Consider the following 21,506-nt stretch of genomic DNA (forward strand, 5'->3'; position numbering starts at 1 on the left):
AGCGCGCCATGGCCAAGATTCCCGTCCAGTTTCGCCTCAACGGCACCGACCGCGCTGCCTTCGTCGATGCGCCGGAGACGCTGCTCAACACGCTGCGCCGGAGCCTGGGCGACTTCGCCCCGAAATATGGCTGCGGCCAGGGCGCCTGCGGCGTCTGCACCGTGCTGATCGACGGCGAGCCGTATCTCTCCTGCCTGACCCTCTCAGTGGCCTGCGAGGGCCGGCAGGTCGAGACGGCCTCGGGCATGGCCGATGGACCCGATCTGCACCCTTTGCAGGCGCAGTTCATGGAGCATTTCGCCGCGCAGTGCGGGTTCTGCACGCCGGGCATGCTGACCGCGGGGCGCGCGCTGCTCGACCGGAACCCCAACCCCACCCGCGACGAGGTGATCGAGGCGATCAGCGGCAACATCTGTCGCTGCACCGGCTACGAGCCCATCGTCGCCGCAATCCTCGCCGCCGCCGGCCCTCAAAGCGTGAGACGGGCATGACGATGACACCTCAGGTCTCATGCGCGCCGTCATCCCGGCCAAGCCGCCCCCGGGTCCTGCCTTCGGCAGGCCCGAGGACAGGCTCCACGGCGCAGAGCCGGGATCCATGCCTGAGCCGTTCCGGAATGGATCCCGGGTCTTCGCTTCGCTGCGCCCGGGATGACGGCGCGGTTGGGGCGAACGGACCAAGGAGAACCCGGCTATGCTAGAACTCCGCAAGGACCTCTTCGCCGATGAGCGCGACGACAACCTCAACGTCGTCGGCAAAGGCATCCAGCGTCAGGATATGCCCGGCCACGTCACCGGGCTGACGCGTTATTTCGACGACCATGCGTTCGACGGCATGCTGCATCTCAAGGTGGTGCGCAGCCCCCATGCCAGCGCCCGCATCCGCTCGATCGACGTCGCGGCCGCAGCGCGCGCGCCGGGCGTCAAGCGCGTGCTGCGCGCCGCCGACGTGCCGGTGAACAAGAATACGCTGCTCAGCCTGATCAATTTCGGCAAGGACGACGAGCCCTCGCTGGCGGTCGACAAGGTCCACTATGTGGGCGAGCCGGTCGTCGCGATCATTGCCGAAAGCGAGGCGCAGGCGCTGGCCGCCAAGGCGCTGGTGCGCATCGACTATGAACCGATGCCGGCCGTCTTCGATGTCGAGGAGGCGCTGAAGCCCGGCGCGCCGGTCGTCAACGAGACCTATCCGGCGAATTATTTCGAATACCACGAGCGCTTCGACCACCAGAAGCTGCGCTTCGGCGATGTCGAGCGCGCCTTCGGCTCGGCCGACATGGTGCTGGAGCACCGCTACCAGATGTCGCCGATCGAGCATGCGCCGACCGAGACCAACGGCTCGATCGCCGCACCCGAGCAGAACGGCCGCTTCGTCGTCCATTCCTGCGCGCAGGGGCTGTTCTTCGCGCTCGGCACGACGGCGAAGATCGTCGCGGTCGAGTCCAACCGCCTGCATTTCATCGGCGGCACGGTCGGCGGCGGCTTCGGCGGCAAGGTCGACTCGCTGACCGAGCCGCTGGCCGTGCTGGGCGCGATGGTGACGGGGCGGCCCGTCCGCTTCGTGCTCGATCGCGAGGAGGAGATGCTCTACGGCTCGCCGCGCGGAGCCGAGCGCATCTACATCAAGGACGGGCTGATGCGCGACGGGCGCATCGTCGCCCGCCAGATCCGCAGCTATTTCGACGCCGGCGCCTATACGCGGCTGTCGAGCTACGCCGCGATCAAGTGCACCGCGCATCTGCCGGGACCGTACTGGATCCCCAACGTCGCCTCCGACGTCCATGTCGCCTACACCAATCGCTGCCCCTCGACCGCCATGCGCGGCTTCGGCATTACGGCGGTGGATTTCGCGCTGGAGGTCCAGATGGACCGGCTCGCCGAAGCGGCCGCCATGGACCCGATGGAGTTCCGGATCCTCAACGCCTATCGCGACGGGGATATGAAGCCGCATCGGCGCAAGGCCTCGAACACGGCGCTGATCGAATGCGTCCAGGTCGCAGCCGGGAAGGCGAACTGGCCGATCTCGGAGCAGGGCAAGCGGCAATCCTCGCTGACAGGCGGCGGCGACGGCGAGCGGGGGCAGATTCCGGCGACCGTGCTCGATGCGCGCGGCCAGATCGGACGGCCCGACACACGGCAATCCGGCCCGACACAGACCCTGCCGGCCGGCACCTCGCGCATCGCGCCGAGCAAGCAGCCGGTGATGGAGGGCGCCCGCGATGGCCGCGCAACGCCGACGCAGGTGCCGCGCTACGAGGCGGCCCGGCCGACGGCGCAGCCGCTGGCACCTGCGGCGTATGCTCCGCCGCCCTCGCCCTACCAGCCGGTGGCGGGCCAACAGCCCCCGCCCTATCAGCCGCCCCCGGCGCCGCCCTCGCCCGCCCCGTCGACTCCGACCCAGACCCAGCATGGCGCGGTGCGCTTCTCATCCGTCTTCGGCACGAGGAGGCGCTGACATGGCCCGTCACGAAGGTCGCGGCATGGCGTCGGTGAACTACCCGATCGGGATGAATCTCGGGGGTGATCCGAGCCAGGCGCTGATCCATTCAAACCCCGACGGCAAGTTCACCGTCGCGCTCTCGGCGATCGATCTCGGCCAGGGCATGAAGCAGGTCTCGCGGCAGATCGCGGCGGAGACGCTCGGCGTGCCGGTCGAGGACGTCTATGTCGACACCGCCGACAGCGACACCGGCCCCCATGACATGGGCTCGTTTGCCTCGCGCGGCACGCATCGCATGGGCAACGCCATCATCGTCGCGGCGCGCGAGGCGCGCGGCGTGCTGCTGGAGGCTGCGGCCGAGGAGCTCGAGGTCGATGCCGGCGACCTCGTCACCGATGGGCGCGGCAACATCCATGTCCGCGGTGCGCCCTCGCGCTCGATCACGGTCAAGGCCACCGCCCAGGCGGCGCAGTTCAAGCAGGGCAAGACCATTGCCGGGCGCGGCATCTTCCTGATCCCGCTTTCGGCCGTCGATGCCGAGACCGGCGAGATGAACCCCAACACCGCCTTCGCTCATGCCTGCCTCGTGGCCGATGTCGCGGTGGACGACGAGACCGGCGAGGTCGAGGTGCTCCGAATGACCAGCGCCTATGAGCTCGGCCGGGTGATCAATCCGCGCATGGTCGAGCAGCAACTCGTTGGCGGGGCCTGGATGGGCATGAGCCACGCGCTCTACGAAACGCCCGAGCCCTATTACCCAGACCCGGCCCACGGCCCGCGCGACTTCAACGAGTATCTGATGCCGGGGCCGGGCGAGATCGCGCCCTATCATGTCACGGTGCTGGAGCGCCCGGCGCCGGACGGACCCTATGGCGGCAAAGGGCCCGGCGAGATGTGCGCCAATCCGGTCCTGCCGGCGATTGCCAACGCCGTCTACAACGCGGTCGGCGTGCGCGTCGACGAGCTGCCGATCACGCCCGAGAAGATTCTGCGCGGTCTCAAGGCCAATGGCGGGGTCAAGCCCGGCCCGCGCCGCGGCGGCCCCGTGAACTGGCGGTGATCGCATGGCGCTGCGCACCACCGTCGCCGGAATCTCGAGCCCCGAGGACCTCGCGCAGGCCCTCACGGGCGCGATGTATCTCGCCGATGACGGCATCGCTACCGCCGGCTATCTTTCGCTCGCGCTCGGCAAGCCGCTGCTGCTCGAGGGCGCGCCCGGCGTCGGCAAGACCGAGGCCGCCAAGGCGATCGCCGGGATCCTCGGGCGCCAGCTGATCCGGCTGCAATGCTTCGAGGGCATCGACGCGTCAGCCGCGCTCTACGAGTGGAACTATCCGCGCCAGATGTTGGCCATCAGGCAAGCCCGCGAAGGGGAAACGCTCGACATCTATCGCGACGATTTCCTGATCGAGCGGCCGATGCTGACGGCGCTGCGGCGGCCAGAGTCGACCGTGCTGCTGATCGACGAAATCGACCGCTCGGACCATGAATTCGAGGCCTTCCTGCTCGAATTCCTGTCCGATTTCTCGATCTCGATCCCCGAGCGCGGCACCCTGCGCGCCGCCGAGCGGCCGGTCGTGGTGCTGACATCCAACCGCACCCGCGAGCTGCACGAGGCGCTGCGGCGCCGCTGCGTCTATCACTACATCCCCTATCCGGAGCCCGAGCGGGAGGCGCAGATCATCATGCTGCGTTCTTCCGCCGTCGCGGAGGGCACGGCGCGCGCCGTCGTGCACGCTATCGGGCTCCTGCGGCAGGAGCCGCTGGCCAAGCCACCGGGCGTAGCGGAAGCCGTCGACTGGGCGGAGGCCGCGACCGCTCTCGCCCAGGCCGGCGCGCCCTGGCCGGAGGCGTTCCGCCGGTCGCTAGGCGCTGCGATCAAGGACGAGGAGGATTTCGTCCACCTACGCCCCCGCCTGCCGCTGATCATTCCGGGGCTGGCGGCATGAGGCGGCTCGTCCAACCCTCAGTCCTCATCCTGAGGAGCGCCGCAGGCGCGTCTCGAAGGATGGTCCAGGAGGTTCCAGCGTCCGCTGGAGCATCCTTCGAGACGCCGCTGGCGCGGCTCCTCAGGATGAGGGCGGAGTGTGAGCCGGAGGGTTGGCCATGATCGCCCCCCTCCCCGCCGCCGCGCGCCTGTTCGTCGCCTTCCCGACGCTGATGCGTGGGCATGGCTTCTCGGTCGCGCCCGAGCAGACGACGAGCTTCTTGATGGCGGTCGAGCTGCTGGGTCCGCGCAGCATCGAGCACATCCGCAAGGCTGCGGTGGCGACGCTCGCGCCCCATCCCGAACAGCGCGAGCTGTTCGATGCGCTGTTCGACCTGCACTTCCTCGGTGCCATCGCAGAGCCCGGCGACGAGGATTTCGCGCCCGACGAGGAGATGGCGGTGCAGGAGGATTCCGGCTCGCGCGAGATCCTGGTCGGCGAAGAGGTCAACGAGACCGGACAGGCCGCGACCGGGGCGGAAGCGCTGTCCGTTCGCGCCCTGCAACCGCTGGACGAGAGCGAGACCCTGCGGCGCTTCGCCCGGGCGCTGCCGGCCGCCCTGCCCCGCCGCCGCGGCTATCGCCATCGCGGCGCGAGGCGCGGGCCCAGCGTCGATCTCGCCCGCAGCCTGCGCGCCGCGATCCGCCATGACGGCGAGGTGATGAGCCTGAAGAAGCTCAGGCGTGTGACGCGGCCGCGCCCCATCCTGCTGATGATCGACGTCTCCGGCTCGATGAAGCAGCGCAGCGATGCCAATCTCGCCCTCGCGCATGCGATCGTGCAGGCGACGCCGCGGGTCGAGGTCTTCACCTTCGGCACACGGCTGACGCGGGTGACGCGCGCGCTGCGCCGCAAGCGCCGCGAACAGGCGCTGGCCGAGGCGTCGGGGCTCGTCGCCGACTGGGATGGCGGCACCCGGATCGGTGACGCACTGCAGGCCTTCCTCGCCGTGCCGCGCTTCGCCTCCTATGCGCGCGGCGCGGTCGTCGTGGTGCTGTCGGACGGGCTGGAGCGCGGCGATCCGGCGGCGCTGGTCTCGGCGGTCGCAAGGCTGGCCGCCCGGGCCCACCGTCTCGACTGGCTGACGCCGCTCGCCGCCGAACCCGGCTACCGACCCGAAACCGAGGCGCTGCGGCTGATCGCGCCGCAACTCGCCAGCCTCGGCAACGGCGCCAGCACGGCGCGGATCTGCCGGCACATCCTTTCGCTCGGAGGCTCGACCGCGGCATGAAACCCATCGTCGATTCGCATTTCCATATCTGGCGCCAGGCCGACCTGCCCTGGCTCGTCGGCCCGATGCAGCCGCGCATCTTCGGCCCCTATGAGCCGATCCGGCGCGACTATCCGGTTTCCGAGTACCTCGCGGATTGCCGCCCCTGCGGCGTGACCGAGGCCGTCTATGTCCAGGCCAACTGGGCTCCGGCGCGCCATCTCAACGAGGTCGCCTTCGTCTCGCAGGCCTCCGACGAATCCGGCTTCCCGATCGCCATCGTCGCCTATGCCGACATGCTGGCTGAGGACGTCCGGCCGCAGCTCGACGCGTTGGCTCAGAACCCGCGGGTGCGCGGCGTGCGGATGCAGTTGCACTGGCATGATAACCCACTCTATCGCTTCGCCAGCGGCCCAGATCTCTGTCGCGACGCCAGGCTGCAGGCCAATGTCGCGCGGCTGGCGGATTACGGCTTCAGCTTCGACCTGCAGGTCTTCGCCCCGCAGATGGACGGGGCGGCCGAACTCGCATTCAACTGCCCGAAGGTGACCTTCGTGCTGCAGCATGCCGGGATGCTGGAGGACCTCTCGCCGGACGGCGTCGAGCAGTGGCGCGACGGCATGCGGGCGCTTGCCGGCCAGCCCAACATCGTCAGCAAGCTCTCTGGACTCGGCACCTTTCTGCGCCGCAACGACCCGCAGCACATCGCCTTCATCGTGACGGAAACGCTCGCGCTGTTCGGCGCGGAGCGCTGCCTGTTCGGCTCCAATTTTCCGATCGAGAAGCTCTGGACCTCCTATCCCGAGCTGATCGACGCCCATCGCGCCGCCGTGCCGGACGGCGCGGCGGCCTCTGTTTTCAGCCAAACCGCGCGGCGGGTCTACCGCCTCGCCCAGCCCTGACGGGAGAGACTCCATGGCGCTCGAAATCAAGATCCTCGACTATGGCGACATCGAGCTGGAATCGAGCTTCCTCGTGCTCGGCCGCGATTGCGGCCGCACCCGCCGCGTCCCGACCTACGGCTTCCTGATCCTCGGCGGCCCCTGGCCGGTCGTCGTCGACACCGGCTACCGCCACAACCAGATCATGGAGACGCTGGGGATGCGCGGTCTCCAGTTCCACGAGAACATGATCGAGAACCAGCTCGCCAAATACGGCGTCCGGATGGGCGATGTGCGCTACGTGATGCACACCCATCTCCATATCGACCATGCCGGGAAGGACGAGCTCTTCCCGATGAACACGACGGTGATCGTCAACCGGCGCGAGCTGGAATATTCGGTTTCCGGCCTGATGCATCCGCAGTATCCGGCGCCCGACATCAAGCACCTGATCGACCGGCTGCATACGCGCGACGCGCTGCGCTTCGAGGATCTGGAGCTGTCGGGGATGATCGAGCTGTTCCCCGGCTGTTATCTGGAAGCCGCCGGCGCCCATACCGAGGGCTCGATGAACGTGCATGTCGACACGGTCGAGGGTCGCGCCATCATCTGCGGCGACGTGATCTACGATTTCAACGACCAGATCGTGACGCCCTTCCACGAGATCAGCGCCAACGAACCGCGCACCACCGGCAATCACGGCGTCTCCAAGCGCGAGGAAAAGGCCGCGATCAAGAAGCTGCTCTCGGTTGGCAAGTTCCTGCTGCCGGTCCACGACAAGCCGGCCAAGATCGCCCACGGCCAGGTCGTCGGCCGCATGGACATGGCGGTTCCCGGCCCGGTCGTGCAGTCGCTGCCGCCGCGCAACTGGTTTGCGGCTTAAGGGCCTGCCGCCATGACAACACACGTCGCCGTCCGCCCCGCCTTCGCCGACCTCGTCGATCTCTGGGCGCCGGTGCGCCAGCTCGGCACCGGCTTCGAATTCTGCGAAGGTCCGATCTGGCATCCGCGCGAGCAGCATCTGCTGTTCTCCGACATGCCGGGGGATGTGCGCCGACGCTGGGACGCATCCGGCGTGCGCGAGGTCCGGCGGCCGGCGAACAAATGCAACGGCATGACCTATGACGCGGACCTCGACCTGATCGTCTGCGAGCACGCGACCTCGTCGCTGATCCGCGAGCGGCCGGATGGCCGACGCGAGGTGCTGGCCTCGCATTTCGAGGGGCAGGAGCTCAACAGCCCCAACGATGTCGTGGTGAAGTCGGACGGGGCGATCTATTTCTCCGACCCCTGGTATGGCCGGATGCCGGTTTTCGGCGTCGAGCGGCCGCGGCAGCTGGGTTTCCAGGGCGTCTACCGGATACCTCCGGGTCGGGGCGAGCCGCAGCTCCTGGTCGACCGCTATCTCTTCGACCAGCCCAACGGACTGTGCTTCTGCCCGACCGAGGACCGGCTTTTCGTCAACGACACCGTGCAGCACAATATCCGCGTCTTTCCGATCCTGCCCGACGGGCGGCTCGGACCGGGCCGTGTCTTCGCCTCCGGCATCGTCTCGGCGAGCGAGCCCGGCGTGCCCGACGGCATGAAATGCGATGCGCAGGGCAATCTCTGGGTCTGCGGCCCCGGCGGCGTCTGGGTCTACACGATCAGGGGCGAGCTGATCGGCAAGCTGCGCGTGCCGGAACTCGTCGGCAACCTCACCTGGGGCGGGCCGGACTGGCGCACGCTGTTCCTGACCGCGACGCACTCGCTCTATGCCGTCGAGACCAAGGTCGGCCCGCAGATGGAGCCGTACATGAAGGCTGGCGGCCAGGCCGGTCGCACTGCCCAAAGCGGCTCTTCGCCGCCGCCTGTCTCGGGCGTCACGCCGGCCGCAACGATCGCCGCCAGCGGCGCGAAGAAGGCCGCATCAGGCTACCGGCTCGATCCGGCGCGCTGCGCGCTGATCATTCAGGACATGCAGAACGACGTCGTGATGGAGGGCGGCGCCTTCGCCTCGTCGGGCTCGCCGGAGCATTGCAAGCAGCAGAACGCGATCGCCAACGCGTCGAAGCTCGCGCAGGCGGCCCGGGCGCGCGGCATCCCGGTGATCCATGTCTGGTTTGTGGTCGAGCCGGGAGCGCCGGGCATGACCATGAATGCGCCGCTGTTCGAGGGGCTGGCCGACGCCAAAGCCCTGGTGCGCGGGACCTGGGGCTGCGCCGCCGTACCGGGCCTCGAGGCGCAGGCCGGCGACCATGTCGTCGAGAAATGCCGCATGAGCGCCTGGGAGGGAACGCGGCTGGAAACCGTGCTCAAGGCGCTCGGCCGCGACGTCGTCATCGTCACCGGAGCCTGGACCAACATGTCGATCGAGCACACGGCGCGCACCGGCGCCGACAAGGGCTACTTCATGCTCGTGCCGGAGGACGCCTGTTCGACCATGAACGCCGAATGGCACACGGCCTCGGTGAACTACGCGCTCCAGAACGTCGCGGTGGTCACCGATGTCGATGCGGTCATAGCGGCCACGACCTGACCGAGGGGCGGTCCTATTCCCCGGGGCCCGATACGACGAAACCGGGCGACCTCGGGCTGATGCGGCAGGCTTCGCGCGGCTGTATGGCGCCGGCGATGGGGCTCGGACCCGCCACATCCCGCGTGATAGGCCGGAAGCGGCCTCGTATCGCTCCGATGACTGCGCCGACCGCTGCCCTATGGTCCCCGCCGGCTTCGCTCAGATCTCCCTGTTGTCCAAGGCGCGATACAGCGGCAGCGCCAGCGGGGCGATGCGGCGGATGAGGCCACGCATCGGCTGGGCCTTCGGCTCCGACAGCGGCAGGCCGAGCGTCTGCAACGGCGCCCCTTGCGTCGCCCGCGCCAGTTCCCGCCCGAGCGAGACCGACAGCGCCACCGCCCGGCCATTGCAACCGACCCAGCCGAAGGCGTCCGGCCCCAGCCGGTGGATGCGCGGATAGCCCGGCACCTGGGGTTTCAGCACGTCGTCCGGCGTCATCCCGATATAGCCGGACCAGACATAGTCGAAGGAGACTTCGCCCAGCTGCGGCCACAGGCGCATCAACCGCTCGGCCACCGGCTTGCGCAGATTGTCGCCGCCGGCACCGGGAAACACTGCCGCGCCGCCCGTCACCAGTCGGTTGCGCGCGTCCCAGCGGGCGAAATAGAGCTCGCGATGGGTGTCGGACATGGCCTGGCGGTCGGGAATGACCGTCTTGGCGATGTTGTCGCTGATCGGCTTGGTCGCCATCTGCCAGGACAGGACGGGGACCACTTCGGCAGCGATCTCCGGAGCGAGACCGCTCTCGAATTCGTCCGTATAGGCGTTGGTCGCCAGCACCAGCGCCCGGGCCGTGACCGAGCCCCTGGCAGTCTTCACCAGCCAGCGGTCGCCCTGCCGCGTCATGCTGGCGACGGGGGAGCGGGCATAGATCACGGCGCCCAGCTTGAGCGCGACCACGGCGAGCCCCCGCGCCAGCGCGAGCGGGTTGATATGGCCGCCTGTGCGGTTCCAGAACCCTCCGAACCAGGCCTCCGAGCCCGTCATCCGCGCGGTCGCGGCCTTGTCGAGCAATTCGACCGGCGCGCCGATCGAAGACCATTCGCGCACCCGCTTCTCGGCCAGCTTGAAACGGCCCGGCGAATGCACCGGCTGGACCCAGCCCGCCTGCTCGGCTTCGGCGGGAATCTCGTATTTCCGGACGGTGTCGAACAGATATTGCGCGCTGTCGCGCAGCACAGCGTTGAAGCGCTCGCCGGCCTCGCCATGGCGCGCGACCATGGCGGAGGGATCGTGCCCCGCGAGCGTGGGAATGACCTGGCCGTTGTTGCGGCCCGAGGCGCCCCAGCCCGGCTCGGCCGCCTCGACCACCACGACCTCGACACCGGCCTCGCGCAGATGAATCGCCGTCGACAGGCCGGTGAAGCCGGCGCCGATCACCACCACATCGGCCTGAACATCGCCGTCCAGCGCGGAGAGCACCGGGCCGGCGGGCGCGGTCGCCGCCCAGAGCGAGGGCGGCCAGGTGACGGGGGCGGAGGCGGACATGGGCTGAACTTCCCGAGGCGGCGACAGGGGCGCCGAGCCGGCGCCTCGAGCCATCCTTGCCATCTCGCGGCGCGGGCGCAAGGGGCGCCTTCTCGCGTCGAGAACAAGTGGAGTTGGATTTTCTCCTGAAGCGCGGCCTGGCGAATACATTGTTCTAAAATTATCGATATATCATTCCGAGCTTGGAATATTCATCCACGTCTCGCTATGTTTGCAGCGCAGCAGGGGGCTGTCGGGACGAAGCGACCAGGCGATTGCGCCTCGACCGCGCTTCGGCTGAACTCTCGCCCCTGTCGGCTTTCGTCCAAGGGTTCCCCATGTCGCTTCAGCACATCCTCGGCCTCGACCATGTCGTGGTCACCGTCCGCGATCTCGACGCCGCTGCCGCGCAATGGCGCGCGCTCGGCTTCACCGTCTCGCCGCGCGGCACGCATTCGCCGATCCTCGGCACCGGCAACTACACGATCATGTTCGGCGAGGATTATGTCGAACTGCTCGGTATCCTGACCGAAACCGAGCAGAACAAGCCGACGCGCGACTATCTCGCCAAGCGCGAGGGCGTGGAGCGCGCCGCCTTCACCACGGATGATGCCGCCGCCGGCGCCGAGGAGTTGAAGAGCCGCGGCATCGAAGCGCTGGGACCGATCCATTTCGGCCGCCCGGTCGAACTGCCGGGAGGCGGCACGGGCGAGGCGCGCTTCAACGTCTTCCGCTGGCCGCTCGGCGAGCAGCCCGGAGGCCTGCGCATCTTCGCCTGCCAGCATCTCACCCGCGAGACGGTCTGGATCCCCGAGTTGCTGGAGCACGCCAACGGCGCACAGCGGATCATCCGTCTCGAAGTGCTGGCTGCCGATCCCTCGGCGGCCGCCGCCCATCTCGGCCGTCTGATCGACGAGCCAGCCCGCGCCGAGGGCGATGCCTGGCTGGTGCCGAGCGGCGGCAAGCGGGCCGACATCCTGTTCTACGATGCGTCAGCCTTCGCCAAGCGCTACCCGCAGGCCGTCCGTGACGGCGCTGCTCCGGAGGGCGCGGTGGCGCTGGTCGTGGCAACGACGGACATCGCCGCGGCGCAGGCCAGCCTCGGCGGAACCGCCACGGCCCATGACGGCGCGCTCAGCGTCCCGGCCAGCGCCGCCAACGGCATCGTCGTCAGCTTCCGCGCGCACTAGCCCACCGGCCGCTGCCGGGAGCGGCGCCGTTGACGCCCGCTTCCCCCGCGCCCATCGTTTCCCTTCCATGACCGCAGGACCGAGGATCTTCCCATGGACATGACCCGCCGCGCCGCGCTTCTGACCAGCGCCGCCATCGCCTCCAGCGTCGCCTTCCCGATGCGCTCGCTGTTCGCGCAGGAGACGCCGCGCAAGGGCGGGGTCTTTACCGTCCATTACGGCGCCGAGCAGCGCCAGCTGAACCCGAGCCTCCAGGCCTCGACCGGCGTCTACATCATCGGCGGCAAGATCCAGGAGCAGCTCGTCGATCTCGACGCCGCCGGCAACCCGGTCGGTGTGCTCGCCACCAGCTGGGAGGCCGCGCCCGACGGCAAGACCATCACCTTCAAGCTGCGCGACGGCGTGAAGTGGCATGACGGCCGCCCCTTCACCTCCGCGGACGTGCAGTTCACTGCGATGGAGATGTGGAAGAAGATCCTCAACTACGGGACGACGCTGCAGCTCTTCCTCACCGCCGTCGACACGCCCGACCCGCTGACGGCGGTCTTCCGCTATGAGCGGCCGATGCCGCTGAACCTGCTGCTGCGCGCCCTGCCCGATCTCGGCTACATCTCGCCGCGCCATATCTACGAGGGCAAGGGCGACATCCGCCAGAATCCGGCCAATCTCGCGCCGATCGGCACCGGCCCGTTCAAATTCGTCACCTATGAGCGCGGCCAGCACGTCATCGCCGACCGCAATGCCGACTACTGGCGCCCGAATGCGCCCCATCTCGACCGCATCGTCTGGCGGGTCGTCACCGACCGCGCCGCCGCGGCCGCCCAGATGGAGGCCGGCCAGATCCATTACAGCCCCTTCTCGGGCCTGACGATCTCGGACGCGGCCCGGCTCGGCAAGGACCCGCGCTTCATCGTCTCGACCAAGGGCAACGAGGGCAACGCCCGCACCAACACGATCGAGTTCAACTTCCGCCGCAAGGAGCTGGCCGACATCCGGGTGCGCCGCGCCATCGCGCATGCGCTCGACATCCCCTTCTTCATCGAGAATTTCCTCGGCGACTTCGCCAAGCGCGGCACGGGCCCGGTGCCCTCGGTCTCGACGGATTTCTACCCGGCCGACAACGGCCCGCAGTACCCCTTCGACAAGAAGCGCGCCGCAGCCCTGCTCGACGAGGCCGGCTTCAAGGCCGGCGCCGGCGGCACCCGCTTCTCCTTACGCCTGCTGCCGGCGCCTTGGGGCGAGGACATCACCCTGTTTGCCACCTTCATCCAGCAGTCGCTGGCCGATGTCGGCATCCGGGTCGAGGTCGTCAGGACCGATGGCGGTGGCTACCTGAAGCAGGTCTATGACGACCATGCCTTCGACCTCGCCACCGGCTGGCACCAGTACCGCAACGACCCGGCCGTCTCGACCACGGTCTGGTACCGCTCGGGCCAGCCCAAGGGTGCGCCCTGGACCAACCAGTGGGGTTGGGCCAACCCGCAGATGGACAAGATCATCGACGACGCGGCCACCGAGGTCGACGTCGCCAAGCGCAAGGCGCTCTATGGCGACTTCGTCCGCCTGGCCAACACCGAGATCCCGATCTGGACGCCGATCGAGCAGATCTTCCTGACCGCGATCAGCGCAAAGGCGCGCAACCACTCCAATACTCCGCGATGGGGCTCGAGCTCCTGGCACGATCTGTGGTTGGCAGAGTGAGAACCACGCCGTCATCCCGGGCTTGACCCGGGATCCATCGAAGGCCTCCGGAGCTCTACGATGGATCCCGGATCGGCGCGGCTCCGCCGCTTGTCCGGGATGACTCAGTGTTTCTGCGACAAATCGGAAAGCTGTAGGCTCCGCGAAATGAACTTCACGCCATGCGTATCCTGACCCTTGCGGGGCGGCGTCTGGCCGCCTCGATCCCGACGCTGCTGCTGATCCTGATCGGGGTCTTCGTACTGCTGCAATTCGCGCCGGGCGACACGGTCGATGCGCTGATGGCGCAGATGGGCGGCGGCGATGCCGAGACCGCCAAGCAGCTGCGCCAGTATTACGGGCTCGACGTCTCGGCCTGGGCGCAACTCGGCAACTATCTCTGGCGGCTGGTGCGGCTCGATCTCGGCTTCTCCGCGATCTACGGCAAGCCCGTCGCGACCGTCATCGCCGAGCGCCTGCCGGCGACGATCCTGCTGATGACGGCGTCGCTCTCGCTCGCCTTCTTCTTCGGGCTGATCTTCGGCGTCATCGCCGCGCGCGGCGTCAACCGCTGGCCCGACACGCTGATCTCGACGCTCGGCCTCGTGTTCTACGCCATGCCGACCTTCTGGTTCGGGCTCATGGCGATCGTCGTGTTCGCGATCTACCTGCAATGGCTGCCCGCCGGCGGCTTCGAGGATATCACGGTGGGTCTGACGGGCTTTGCGCGCACGCTCGACATCGCCCGCCATCTCGTGCTGCCGACGCTGACGCTCGGCCTGTTCTACATGGCGATCTACCTGCGCATCATGCGCGGCTCGATGCTGGAGGTGCTGACGCTCGATTTCGTCCGCACGGCGCGCGCCAAGGGCATGGACGAAACGCGCGTCGTCGTACGCCATGTCCTGCGCAACGCGCTCCTGCCGATGGTGACGCTGATCGGCCTGCAGGCCGGCACGATGCTCGGTGGCTCGGTCGTCGTCGAGAGCGTGTTCTCGCTGCCGGGGCTCGGCCGCCTCGCCTATGAATCGGTGATCCAGCGCGACCTCAACACGCTGCTCGGCATCGTCTTCGTCTCCGCGCTGCTGGTCATCACCGTCAATTTCATCGTCGACCTGCTCTACGCCCGGCTCGACCCGCGCATCACGACGGGGAGCTGACGCGATGTCCTTCCTGAAGCTCTATTTTCGCAGCCCGCCGGCGGTCATTGGCCTCCTACTCCTGATTTTCGTGCTCGCCATGGCCGTCAGCGCAGACTGGCTCTATCCGCGCGACCCGCTGGCGCTCGCCGGGCGGCCGCTGATCTGGCCGTTCGCCAATCCCCGCTTCCTGCTCGGCACCGACAATTCCGGCCGCGACATCGCCGCGCAGATCTTCCACGGCGCGCGCATCTCGCTGCTGATCGGCCTGGTCGCGACGATCATCTCCGTCATGATCGGCATCACCATCGGCGCCGTCGCCGGCTATTACGGCGACTGGGTCGACACCGTGCTGATGCGCGTCACGGAGGCCTTCCAGACCCTGCCGAACTTCATCCTGCTGCTGGTCCTCGTCGCCGTCTTCGGCTCCACCATCACCACGGTCACGGTCGCGATCGGCATCGTCTCCTGGCCGGCCTCGGCAAGGTTGACGCGGGCCGAATTCCTGTCGCTGCGCAACCGCGAATTCGTCCAGGCCGGCCGCACGCTCGGCTTGCGCGACGTGAAACTGATCTTCGGCGAAATCCTGCCCAACGCCCTGCCCCCCGTCATCGTCTATGCCAGCGTCGTCATGGCGATCGCGATCCTGCTCGAAAGCGCGCTCGCCTTCCTCAAGCTGTCTGACCCCAATGTCGCCTCCTGGGGCAATCTGATCGGCGCCGGGCGCGACGTCTTGCGGGTGCAATGGTACGTCTCCGCCATTCCCGGGGTCGCCATCCTCGTCACCGTGCTCGCCGTCTCGCTCGTCGGGCAGGGGCTGAACGATGCGCTGAACCCGAGGCTGAAGGGCCGATGAGCGCGATTCTCACCCTCGACGCCGTCAGCGTCAGCCTGCCCAGGAACGCCGACCGCCCCCATGCGATGAGCGAGGTCTCGCTCGCGCTCAACCCCAACGAGATCCTCTGCGTCGTCGGGGAATCCGGCTCCGGGAAGTCGATGACGGCCAATGCCGTGATGCGCCTGCTGCCGCCGGGCGTCGCCATCGATGGCGGGCGGATCCTGTTCGAGGGCCGCGATCTCGCGGGCCTGAGCGAGCCGGACATGCGCAAAATCCGCGGCGCCGGCATCGCCATGATCTTCCAGGAGCCGATGACGGCGCTGAATCCGCTGATCACCATCGGCGACCAGATCGGCGAGTTGTTTTCGCTCCATACCGATCTCGGCAAGGCGCAGATCAGGGACAAGGTTCAGGCCCTGCTCGAGGAGGTGCGGATTCCCGACCCCGTCGCGGCCGCGAAGGCCTATCCGCATGAGCTCTCCGGCGGGCAGCGCCAGCGCGCCATGATCGCGATGGCGCTGGCGCTCGACCCAAGAGTGCTGATCGCCGACGAGCCGACGACGGCGCTGGACGTGACCACCCAGGCCCAGATCCTCGAACTCATCCGCGACCTGCAGAAGCGCAAGGGCACCGCGGTCCTGTTCATCACCCATGATTTCGGCGTCGTCGCCGAGATCGCCGACCGCGTCGCGGTGATGAGCCAGGGCCGCGTCGTCGAGCAGGGCACGGCGGAAGCGATCCTCGGCAGCCCGCAGCATCCCTATACGAAGCAACTCCTCGCCGCGGTCCCGCCCCTTGACGCCCCACCCCCGCGTGAACTCAGCCCCGATGCGATCCTGACGATCGAGCATGTCTCGAAGACCTATCGCACCGGCGGTTTCCTCGGGCGCGGCCAGCGTGTCACGCATGCCGTGCGCGATGTCTCACTGGTCCTGCCCCGCGGCGCGACGCTCGGCATCGTCGGCGAATCCGGCTCTGGCAAATCGACGCTGGCGCGCTGCCTGGTGCGCCTGATCGATCCCGACAGCGGCGCAATCCGCATCGGCGGCACCGATCTCGCGAGCCTCTCCAAATCCGAACTGCGCGCCGAGACGCGCCATATCCAGATGGTCTTCCAGGACCCCTTCGCCTCGCTGAACCCGCGCCGCAAGGCCGGCGATGCGGTCGCCCAGGGGCTGATCGTCCACGGCACGCCGCGCGCCGAGGCGCGGGCGCGATCGCAGGAGCTCTTCGGGCTGGTCGGGCTCGACCCGGCGGCGACCGAGCGCTACCCGCACGAGTTCTCGGGCGGCCAGCGCCAGCGCATCGGACTGGCGCGCGCGCTCGCCCTGGAGCCGCGCGTGCTGGTCGCCGACGAGCCGGTCTCGGCGCTCGACGTCTCCGTCCAGGCGCAGGTGCTGAAGCTGCTCGCGGATCTGCGCGTGCGGCTGGGGCTGTCGATCGTCTTCATCACCCATGACCTGCGCGTCGCGGCGCAGGTCTGCGATCTCGTCGCCGTGATGAAGGATGGCGAGGTGGTCGAATCCGGACCGATCGGTCAGGTGTTCGGCGATCCGCAGCACCCGTACACGAGAGCACTGCTCGCCGCGATTCCCGGGCGGGGTTTCGGATCGCCCGTGTCTGCTTCCGCCGGCTGAGGGCACCGACGCGAGAGGCTGACGGGCAGCAGGCCGATTTGCGGTTCGCGCGATGCGCAAGCCGCACAATGTCCCGGCTTCCTCGTCGCCGCACGTTTCGATCGTCCTCGACCCTAGCCAAGACGTTCTTCGGGCGGCTGTGCGCCGGCGACGGACGCAACGGACTTGCCCGAAAACCACCTTCCTGCATCGACGGTTTCTCGAACGCGTCTCAAGACCACTGCTTCAATCGGCATTTGCCACAGCTTGCAGGACGAGGCGCGTTTGAGCGATTGCGCCGCTTTCGACTTGGCGATTGAATGGAGGTTTGTGAATCCAACGCTTGAGAAACGTGTCCGATTTGATCGATCCGAAGGGTGGCGCCCTTGTCATCGCCAACGCCCGCACGCCGAATGGGATGCCGCTCGATCTGTGTCTCGAAGGGGGGCTGATCTCTTCGTTCGCCCCCCGCGACGATCAGGGTTCCCCAGGCGTGGAGCGCCTCGACGCCGGCGGGCGTATCGCATTGCCTGGCCTGATCGAGGCTCACACCCATCTCGACAAGAATTTCATCGGCCTGCCCTGGGTCCGCAATGAAACGACTTCCGTGCGGGCCGAGCGGATCGTCAATGAGCGCAGGCTCAAGCGCGAACTGGGGGTCGACGCAGGTCTTCAGGCCGAACGTCAGCTCGCCTTGGCCCTCGCCCATGGCACGACGCATGTCCGCAGCCATGTCGATGTCGATCCCGAGGTCGGGCTCGAGAGCATCAAGGGGGTGATCGCGGCACGCGAGGCTTTCCGGGGCCGTGTCGATGTCGAGATCGTCGCCTTCCCGCAAAGCGGCTGCCTGGTCTGGCCCGGCGTGGCAGCGCTGATGGAGGAGGCTCTGAGGCTCGGGGCAGACGTCGTCGGGGGCATCGACCCCGGCACGATCGACCGTGATCCCGTCGCCCATCTCGATCTCGTCTTCGGCCTCGCCGCTCGCCATGGCAAGCCAGTCGACATTCATCTCCACGAGCCCGACGAACTCGGCGCCTTCTGCCTCGAACTGATGGCCGAGCGAACCAGGGCGCTCGGCATGCAGGGCCGCGTGATGGCGAGCCATGCCTATTGCCTGGGTGCGCTCCCAGAGAAGCGGCTCGCAACTCTGCTCGACACGATGGCACAGGCCGGTGTCGCGGTGATGACCGCCGGCCCTCCCGGCATGCCCGCCCCTTCCGTGCAGCGGCTGCGTGCAGCAGGCGTCGGGGTCTGCGTCGGCACCGACGCGGTCCGCGGCTTCTTCGTGCCCTATGGCAGCGGCGACATGATCGAACGGCTGGCGCGCGTCACCGAGCGCAACGGCATGAGCCGCGACGAGGATCTCGAAGCCGCCTTCGGCCTGATCACGACCGAGTCGGCTGCGGCGCTGGGCGTTCCCGATTACGGCCTGCATGTCGGCGCGAAGGCCGATCTCGTCCTTCTCGAGGCCGAAACCCTGGCGCAGGCTCTGATCGAGCCGCCGCGCGATCGCATCGTGATCAAGGGTGGTGCAATCGTTGCAGGGACGCCGGCATGAGCTTGGCTGCACCCTCAAACGGTCGGACGCTCGTCAGCGGCCGCTGGGTCGTCGGCCATCGCGGCGGCCGGCATGTGCTGATCGAGCGGGGCGAGGTCGTGTTCGAAGGCGGCGAGATCGTCTTCGTCGGGCACGGCTTCCCCGGAGAGGTAACCCGCCGCATCGAGCGGCCCGACGCCCTAATCGCGCCGGGCTTCATCGATCTCGATGCGGTCTGCGACCTCGACACCGCCGTGCTGAGCCTCGACAACACACCCTCCTGGCGCAAGGGCCGGATCTGGCCGACGAGCTATGTCGCGCGTGGCCCCTACGAGATGTACGGCCCCGAGGAACTCGCCTTCCAGAAGCGCTACGGGCTGGCGCAGCTGCTGCGCAACGGCATCACCACGGCGTTGCCCATCGCCTCCCTGTTCTATCGCGAATGGGGCGAGACCTCTGCGGAGTTCGCCGCAGCGGCGCAGGCGGCGGAGGAGCTCGGGCTGCGCGTCTATCTCGGCCCGGCCTATCGCAGTGGCCACACCCAGGTCGACGAGGCCGGCACGGTCAGCCTGTTCATGGACGAAGCGCGCGGGCTCGCCGGGCTCGACGAGGCGATCCGCTTCTGCCGCGACATGGAAGGTCGTGCCGGCGGGCGGGTCCGGACCATGCTGGCGCCGGACCGGATCGAGAGCTGCACGCCCGAGCTTCTGCGCCGCACCGCGGCCGCAGCGCGCGATCTCGACGTGCCGCTGCGGCTGCACTGCCACCAGTCGCGCTTCGAAGTCGAGACGGTGATGCGGCTGCACGGGCTCTCGCCGACCGCCTGGCTCGCCAGCCTCGCCGTGCTGGGGCCGCATGTGCTGCTGCCGCATTTCACCGATTTCCCGAGCGTCGGCGGGGTCTCGACGCGCGAAGCGGACCTCGCGACGCTCCTCGCCGCCGATGCGACGGTCGTCCATTGCCCGGTGGTGATGGCGCGCAACGGCGCGGCGCTCGCCGGGCTGTCGGATCTCGTTGCGCGGGGCCTGCGCATCGGGCTCGGCACCGACACCTGGCCGCCCGACATGATCCTCAACATGCAGGTCGGCCTGATGCTGGGGCGGGTGGTGGCCGGCTCGGTCAGCCAGCCGAGCAGCGCGCAACTGTTCGATGCTGCGACTTCGGCCGGGGCTGACGCGCTCGGCCGCCCCGATCTCGGGCGGCTGATGCCCGGCGCACGGGCCGATCTGATCGCGATCGATTTCGGGCATGACCGCATCGGGCAGGTGATCGACCCGATCCAGACCTTGATGCAGTCCAGCGCGGGGCGCGACGTCACAGATGCCTTCGTGGAGGGGCGCCATGTGCTGGTGGCGGGCGAACTCCCAGGCTTCGATGCGGCTGCCGGCCATCTCCGGGCCCAGCAGCAGTTCGACGGCCTGATCGCGAAGTACCCGGAGAGGACCTGGGGGCATCCGCCGGTCTCGGAGATCTTCCAGCCGACCTACCCCGTCGTGCCCGCGCCGTGACGGCGGCTGCGGCCACGATCCTCGGCAATGCCGTCGTGATCCCCGTCGACGGACGCCGCCGTATCCTCGACCGTGGCCATGTCGTCGTCGCCGATGGCGTGATCGGGGACGTGGCTGAGGGCCGCTGGCCGGAGATGGTGCCCGCCGACGCCGAGCGCATCGATTGCAACGGCGCTATCCTGATTCCCGGCCTGATCGACCTGCATCTGCATGCCGGGCACGGCCTGACGAAGAATCTCGGCGGCGGCGTCGACAACTGGATGGCCACCGTCGGCAACGTCTATGCGCTGCATTCGGACCTCGCCTTCTGGACCGCGGACGCCGAGCTGCAGGCGCTGGAGCGGCTGATGGGCGGAACGACGCTGGCCGTGCCCTTCTTCGGCGGCGGCGACAACGTCATGCGCAGCGAGGACCCCGCCTTCGCGGAGGCCCATCTCGCCGCCGTGGCGGCCAGCGGGCTGCGCGAGATCCTGGTGATGGGCATCGACCGCCCGCCCTTCCCCAAGCGCCGGCGCGACTGGGACCGTGGCGGGACCGGGCGCGCCATCGGGCTCGCGGACCAGCTTGCGACCATCGAGGCCGTCGCTGCGTCCTGGCGGGGCGCTGCCGGGGGCCGCATCGATGTCGCCGTCTCGGCGCCGGTCGTCAGCGCGGCCGATTTCGCAGCCGCCGATCCGCAGGCGCAGCGCGCCATCGCCGACAGTGTCATCGCCGCCTGGGACCTCGCGCGGCGCAGCGGCAGCCGCTTCGTGCAGGACGGCCATCGCAACGGCTCGGTCGCCTTCATGAAGGAGCGGTTTGGCGTGTTCGACGAACGCTCGGTGCTGGCCCATTGCATCGATCTCACCGAATCCGACATCGCGACGATGGTCGCGCGCGGCTGCGCGGCCGCCTACACGCCGAGTTCGCTGATGGCGGTGTTCGGCTACTGCCCGGCGCCCGCCATGCTCGCTGCGGGGCTGCGCGTCGGGCTCGGCACCGACGGACCGGCGCCCGACCGCTCGCTCGACCTGTTCCGGACGATGTTCATGGCCAATCGGCATCAGGCGATCCGCTGGAAAGACCCAGCCGCGATCGACGCCTGGACGATCCTCGAGATAGCGACCCGGGGCGGTGCCGCCGCGCTCGGTCTCGGCGACCGCCTCGGCTCGATCGAGCCCGGAAAGCGGGCCGATCTCGTTGTCGTGTCGCGCCGGGGCGCGCATCTCCACCCCGCCGATCTGCCGGTGGAACGGCTGGTTTTCTTCGCCAATGCGACCGATGTCAGCCATGTCATGGTCGACGGTCGGCTGCTGCTGCGCGACCGGGTGCCGCTTACTCTCGATGCCGACGCGGTTCTCGACCGGGCGGGCGCCGCCTATGCGCTGATGAAAGAACGGGCAGGAATCTGAGCGGCGCTCGGAATCGTCGCTTGACGCGATTGTATGCAGTTTGTCTATGATACGGCATGCAGTGA

Annotated in this window: 17 protein-coding genes; 16 read left to right on the top strand and 1 reads right to left on the bottom strand. The window is 68.5% G+C overall.

Annotated features, from left to right (window positions below; translation table 11 throughout):
• Positions 1–8 precede the first annotated feature (8 nt).
• The 8 genes from Q8M82_RS02305 (at position 9) to Q8M82_RS02340 (ending at position 9,036) form a co-directional block, all read left to right on the top strand.
• Entirely contained in the window at positions 9–491 is a 483-nt protein-coding gene (locus Q8M82_RS02305) for a (2Fe-2S)-binding protein (RefSeq protein WP_305689763.1), read from the top strand.
• A gap of 202 nt (positions 492–693) precedes the next feature.
• Positions 694–2,454 carry a xanthine dehydrogenase family protein molybdopterin-binding subunit gene (locus Q8M82_RS02310; RefSeq protein ID WP_305689764.1) on the top strand — a complete coding sequence of 587 codons (1,761 nt, stop codon included), beginning with the start codon at positions 694–696 and terminating at the stop codon, positions 2,452–2,454.
• A gap of 1 nt (position 2,455) precedes the next feature.
• Complete coding sequence (locus tag Q8M82_RS02315) at positions 2,456–3,499, top strand: xanthine dehydrogenase family protein molybdopterin-binding subunit (RefSeq protein ID WP_305689765.1); 1,044 nt, start codon at positions 2,456–2,458, stop codon at positions 3,497–3,499.
• A gap of 4 nt (positions 3,500–3,503) precedes the next feature.
• Positions 3,504–4,388: an AAA family ATPase gene (locus tag Q8M82_RS02320; protein WP_305689766.1), complete on the top strand. Its 885-nt coding sequence runs from the start codon at positions 3,504–3,506 to the stop codon at positions 4,386–4,388.
• A 151-nt stretch (positions 4,389–4,539) separates the two neighbouring features.
• Entirely contained in the window at positions 4,540–5,658 is a 1,119-nt protein-coding gene (locus tag Q8M82_RS02325; RefSeq protein ID WP_371126203.1) for a vWA domain-containing protein, read from the top strand.
• A complete protein-coding gene (locus tag Q8M82_RS02330; protein WP_305689768.1) occupies positions 5,655–6,539 on the top strand; it encodes an amidohydrolase family protein in 885 nt (294 codons plus the stop codon). Before Q8M82_RS02325 ends, Q8M82_RS02330 begins: the two co-directional genes overlap by 4 nt.
• A 13-nt stretch (positions 6,540–6,552) precedes the next feature.
• Positions 6,553–7,401: an MBL fold metallo-hydrolase gene (locus Q8M82_RS02335; RefSeq protein WP_305689769.1), complete on the top strand. Its 849-nt coding sequence runs from the start codon at positions 6,553–6,555 to the stop codon at positions 7,399–7,401.
• Between the two features lie 12 nt (positions 7,402–7,413).
• A complete protein-coding gene (locus Q8M82_RS02340; RefSeq protein ID WP_305689770.1) occupies positions 7,414–9,036 on the top strand; it encodes an isochorismatase family protein in 1,623 nt (540 codons plus the stop codon).
• A gap of 198 nt (positions 9,037–9,234) precedes the next feature.
• On the opposite strand, the gene Q8M82_RS02345 is transcribed toward Q8M82_RS02340, so the two are convergent.
• Complete coding sequence (locus Q8M82_RS02345) at positions 9,235–10,563, bottom strand: NAD(P)/FAD-dependent oxidoreductase (protein ID WP_305689771.1); 1,329 nt, start codon at positions 10,561–10,563, stop codon at positions 9,235–9,237.
• 317 nt (positions 10,564–10,880) lie between these two features.
• Here Q8M82_RS02345 and Q8M82_RS02350 point away from each other — a divergent pair, with 317 nt between their 5' ends.
• From Q8M82_RS02350 to Q8M82_RS02385, 8 genes are all read left to right on the top strand, one after another.
• The gene (locus tag Q8M82_RS02350; RefSeq protein ID WP_305689772.1) at positions 10,881–11,732 is read left to right on the top strand and encodes a VOC family protein; all 852 of its coding nucleotides are present in this window, start codon (positions 10,881–10,883) and stop codon (positions 11,730–11,732) included.
• Positions 11,733–11,825: 93 nt separating this feature from the next.
• Entirely contained in the window at positions 11,826–13,433 is a 1,608-nt protein-coding gene (locus tag Q8M82_RS02355) for an ABC transporter substrate-binding protein (RefSeq protein ID WP_305689773.1), read from the top strand.
• 161 nt (positions 13,434–13,594) lie between these two features.
• The gene (locus Q8M82_RS02360) at positions 13,595–14,572 is read left to right on the top strand and encodes an ABC transporter permease (RefSeq protein ID WP_305689774.1); all 978 of its coding nucleotides are present in this window, start codon (positions 13,595–13,597) and stop codon (positions 14,570–14,572) included.
• A 4-nt stretch (positions 14,573–14,576) separates the two neighbouring features.
• A complete protein-coding gene (locus tag Q8M82_RS02365; protein ID WP_305689775.1) occupies positions 14,577–15,407 on the top strand; it encodes an ABC transporter permease in 831 nt (276 codons plus the stop codon).
• Positions 15,404–17,026 carry an ABC transporter ATP-binding protein gene (locus tag Q8M82_RS02370; RefSeq protein WP_305689776.1) on the top strand — a complete coding sequence of 541 codons (1,623 nt, stop codon included), beginning with the start codon at positions 15,404–15,406 and terminating at the stop codon, positions 17,024–17,026. The genes Q8M82_RS02365 and Q8M82_RS02370 overlap by 4 nt, the downstream gene beginning before the upstream one ends.
• Before the next feature lie 331 nt (positions 17,027–17,357).
• Positions 17,358–18,563: an amidohydrolase family protein gene (locus tag Q8M82_RS02375; protein WP_305689777.1), complete on the top strand. Its 1,206-nt coding sequence runs from the start codon at positions 17,358–17,360 to the stop codon at positions 18,561–18,563.
• A complete protein-coding gene (locus tag Q8M82_RS02380; RefSeq protein WP_305689778.1) occupies positions 18,560–20,050 on the top strand; it encodes a chlorohydrolase family protein in 1,491 nt (496 codons plus the stop codon). The genes Q8M82_RS02375 and Q8M82_RS02380 overlap by 4 nt, the downstream gene beginning before the upstream one ends.
• On the top strand, positions 20,047–21,441 hold the full coding sequence (locus tag Q8M82_RS02385; RefSeq protein ID WP_305689779.1) for an amidohydrolase family protein: 1,395 nt from the start codon (positions 20,047–20,049) through the stop codon (positions 21,439–21,441). The genes Q8M82_RS02380 and Q8M82_RS02385 overlap by 4 nt, the downstream gene beginning before the upstream one ends.
• Positions 21,442–21,506 lie beyond the last annotated feature (65 nt).

Source organism: Allobosea sp., assembly GCF_030694325.1.
GTDB lineage: Bacteria > Pseudomonadota > Alphaproteobacteria > Rhizobiales > Beijerinckiaceae > Allobosea.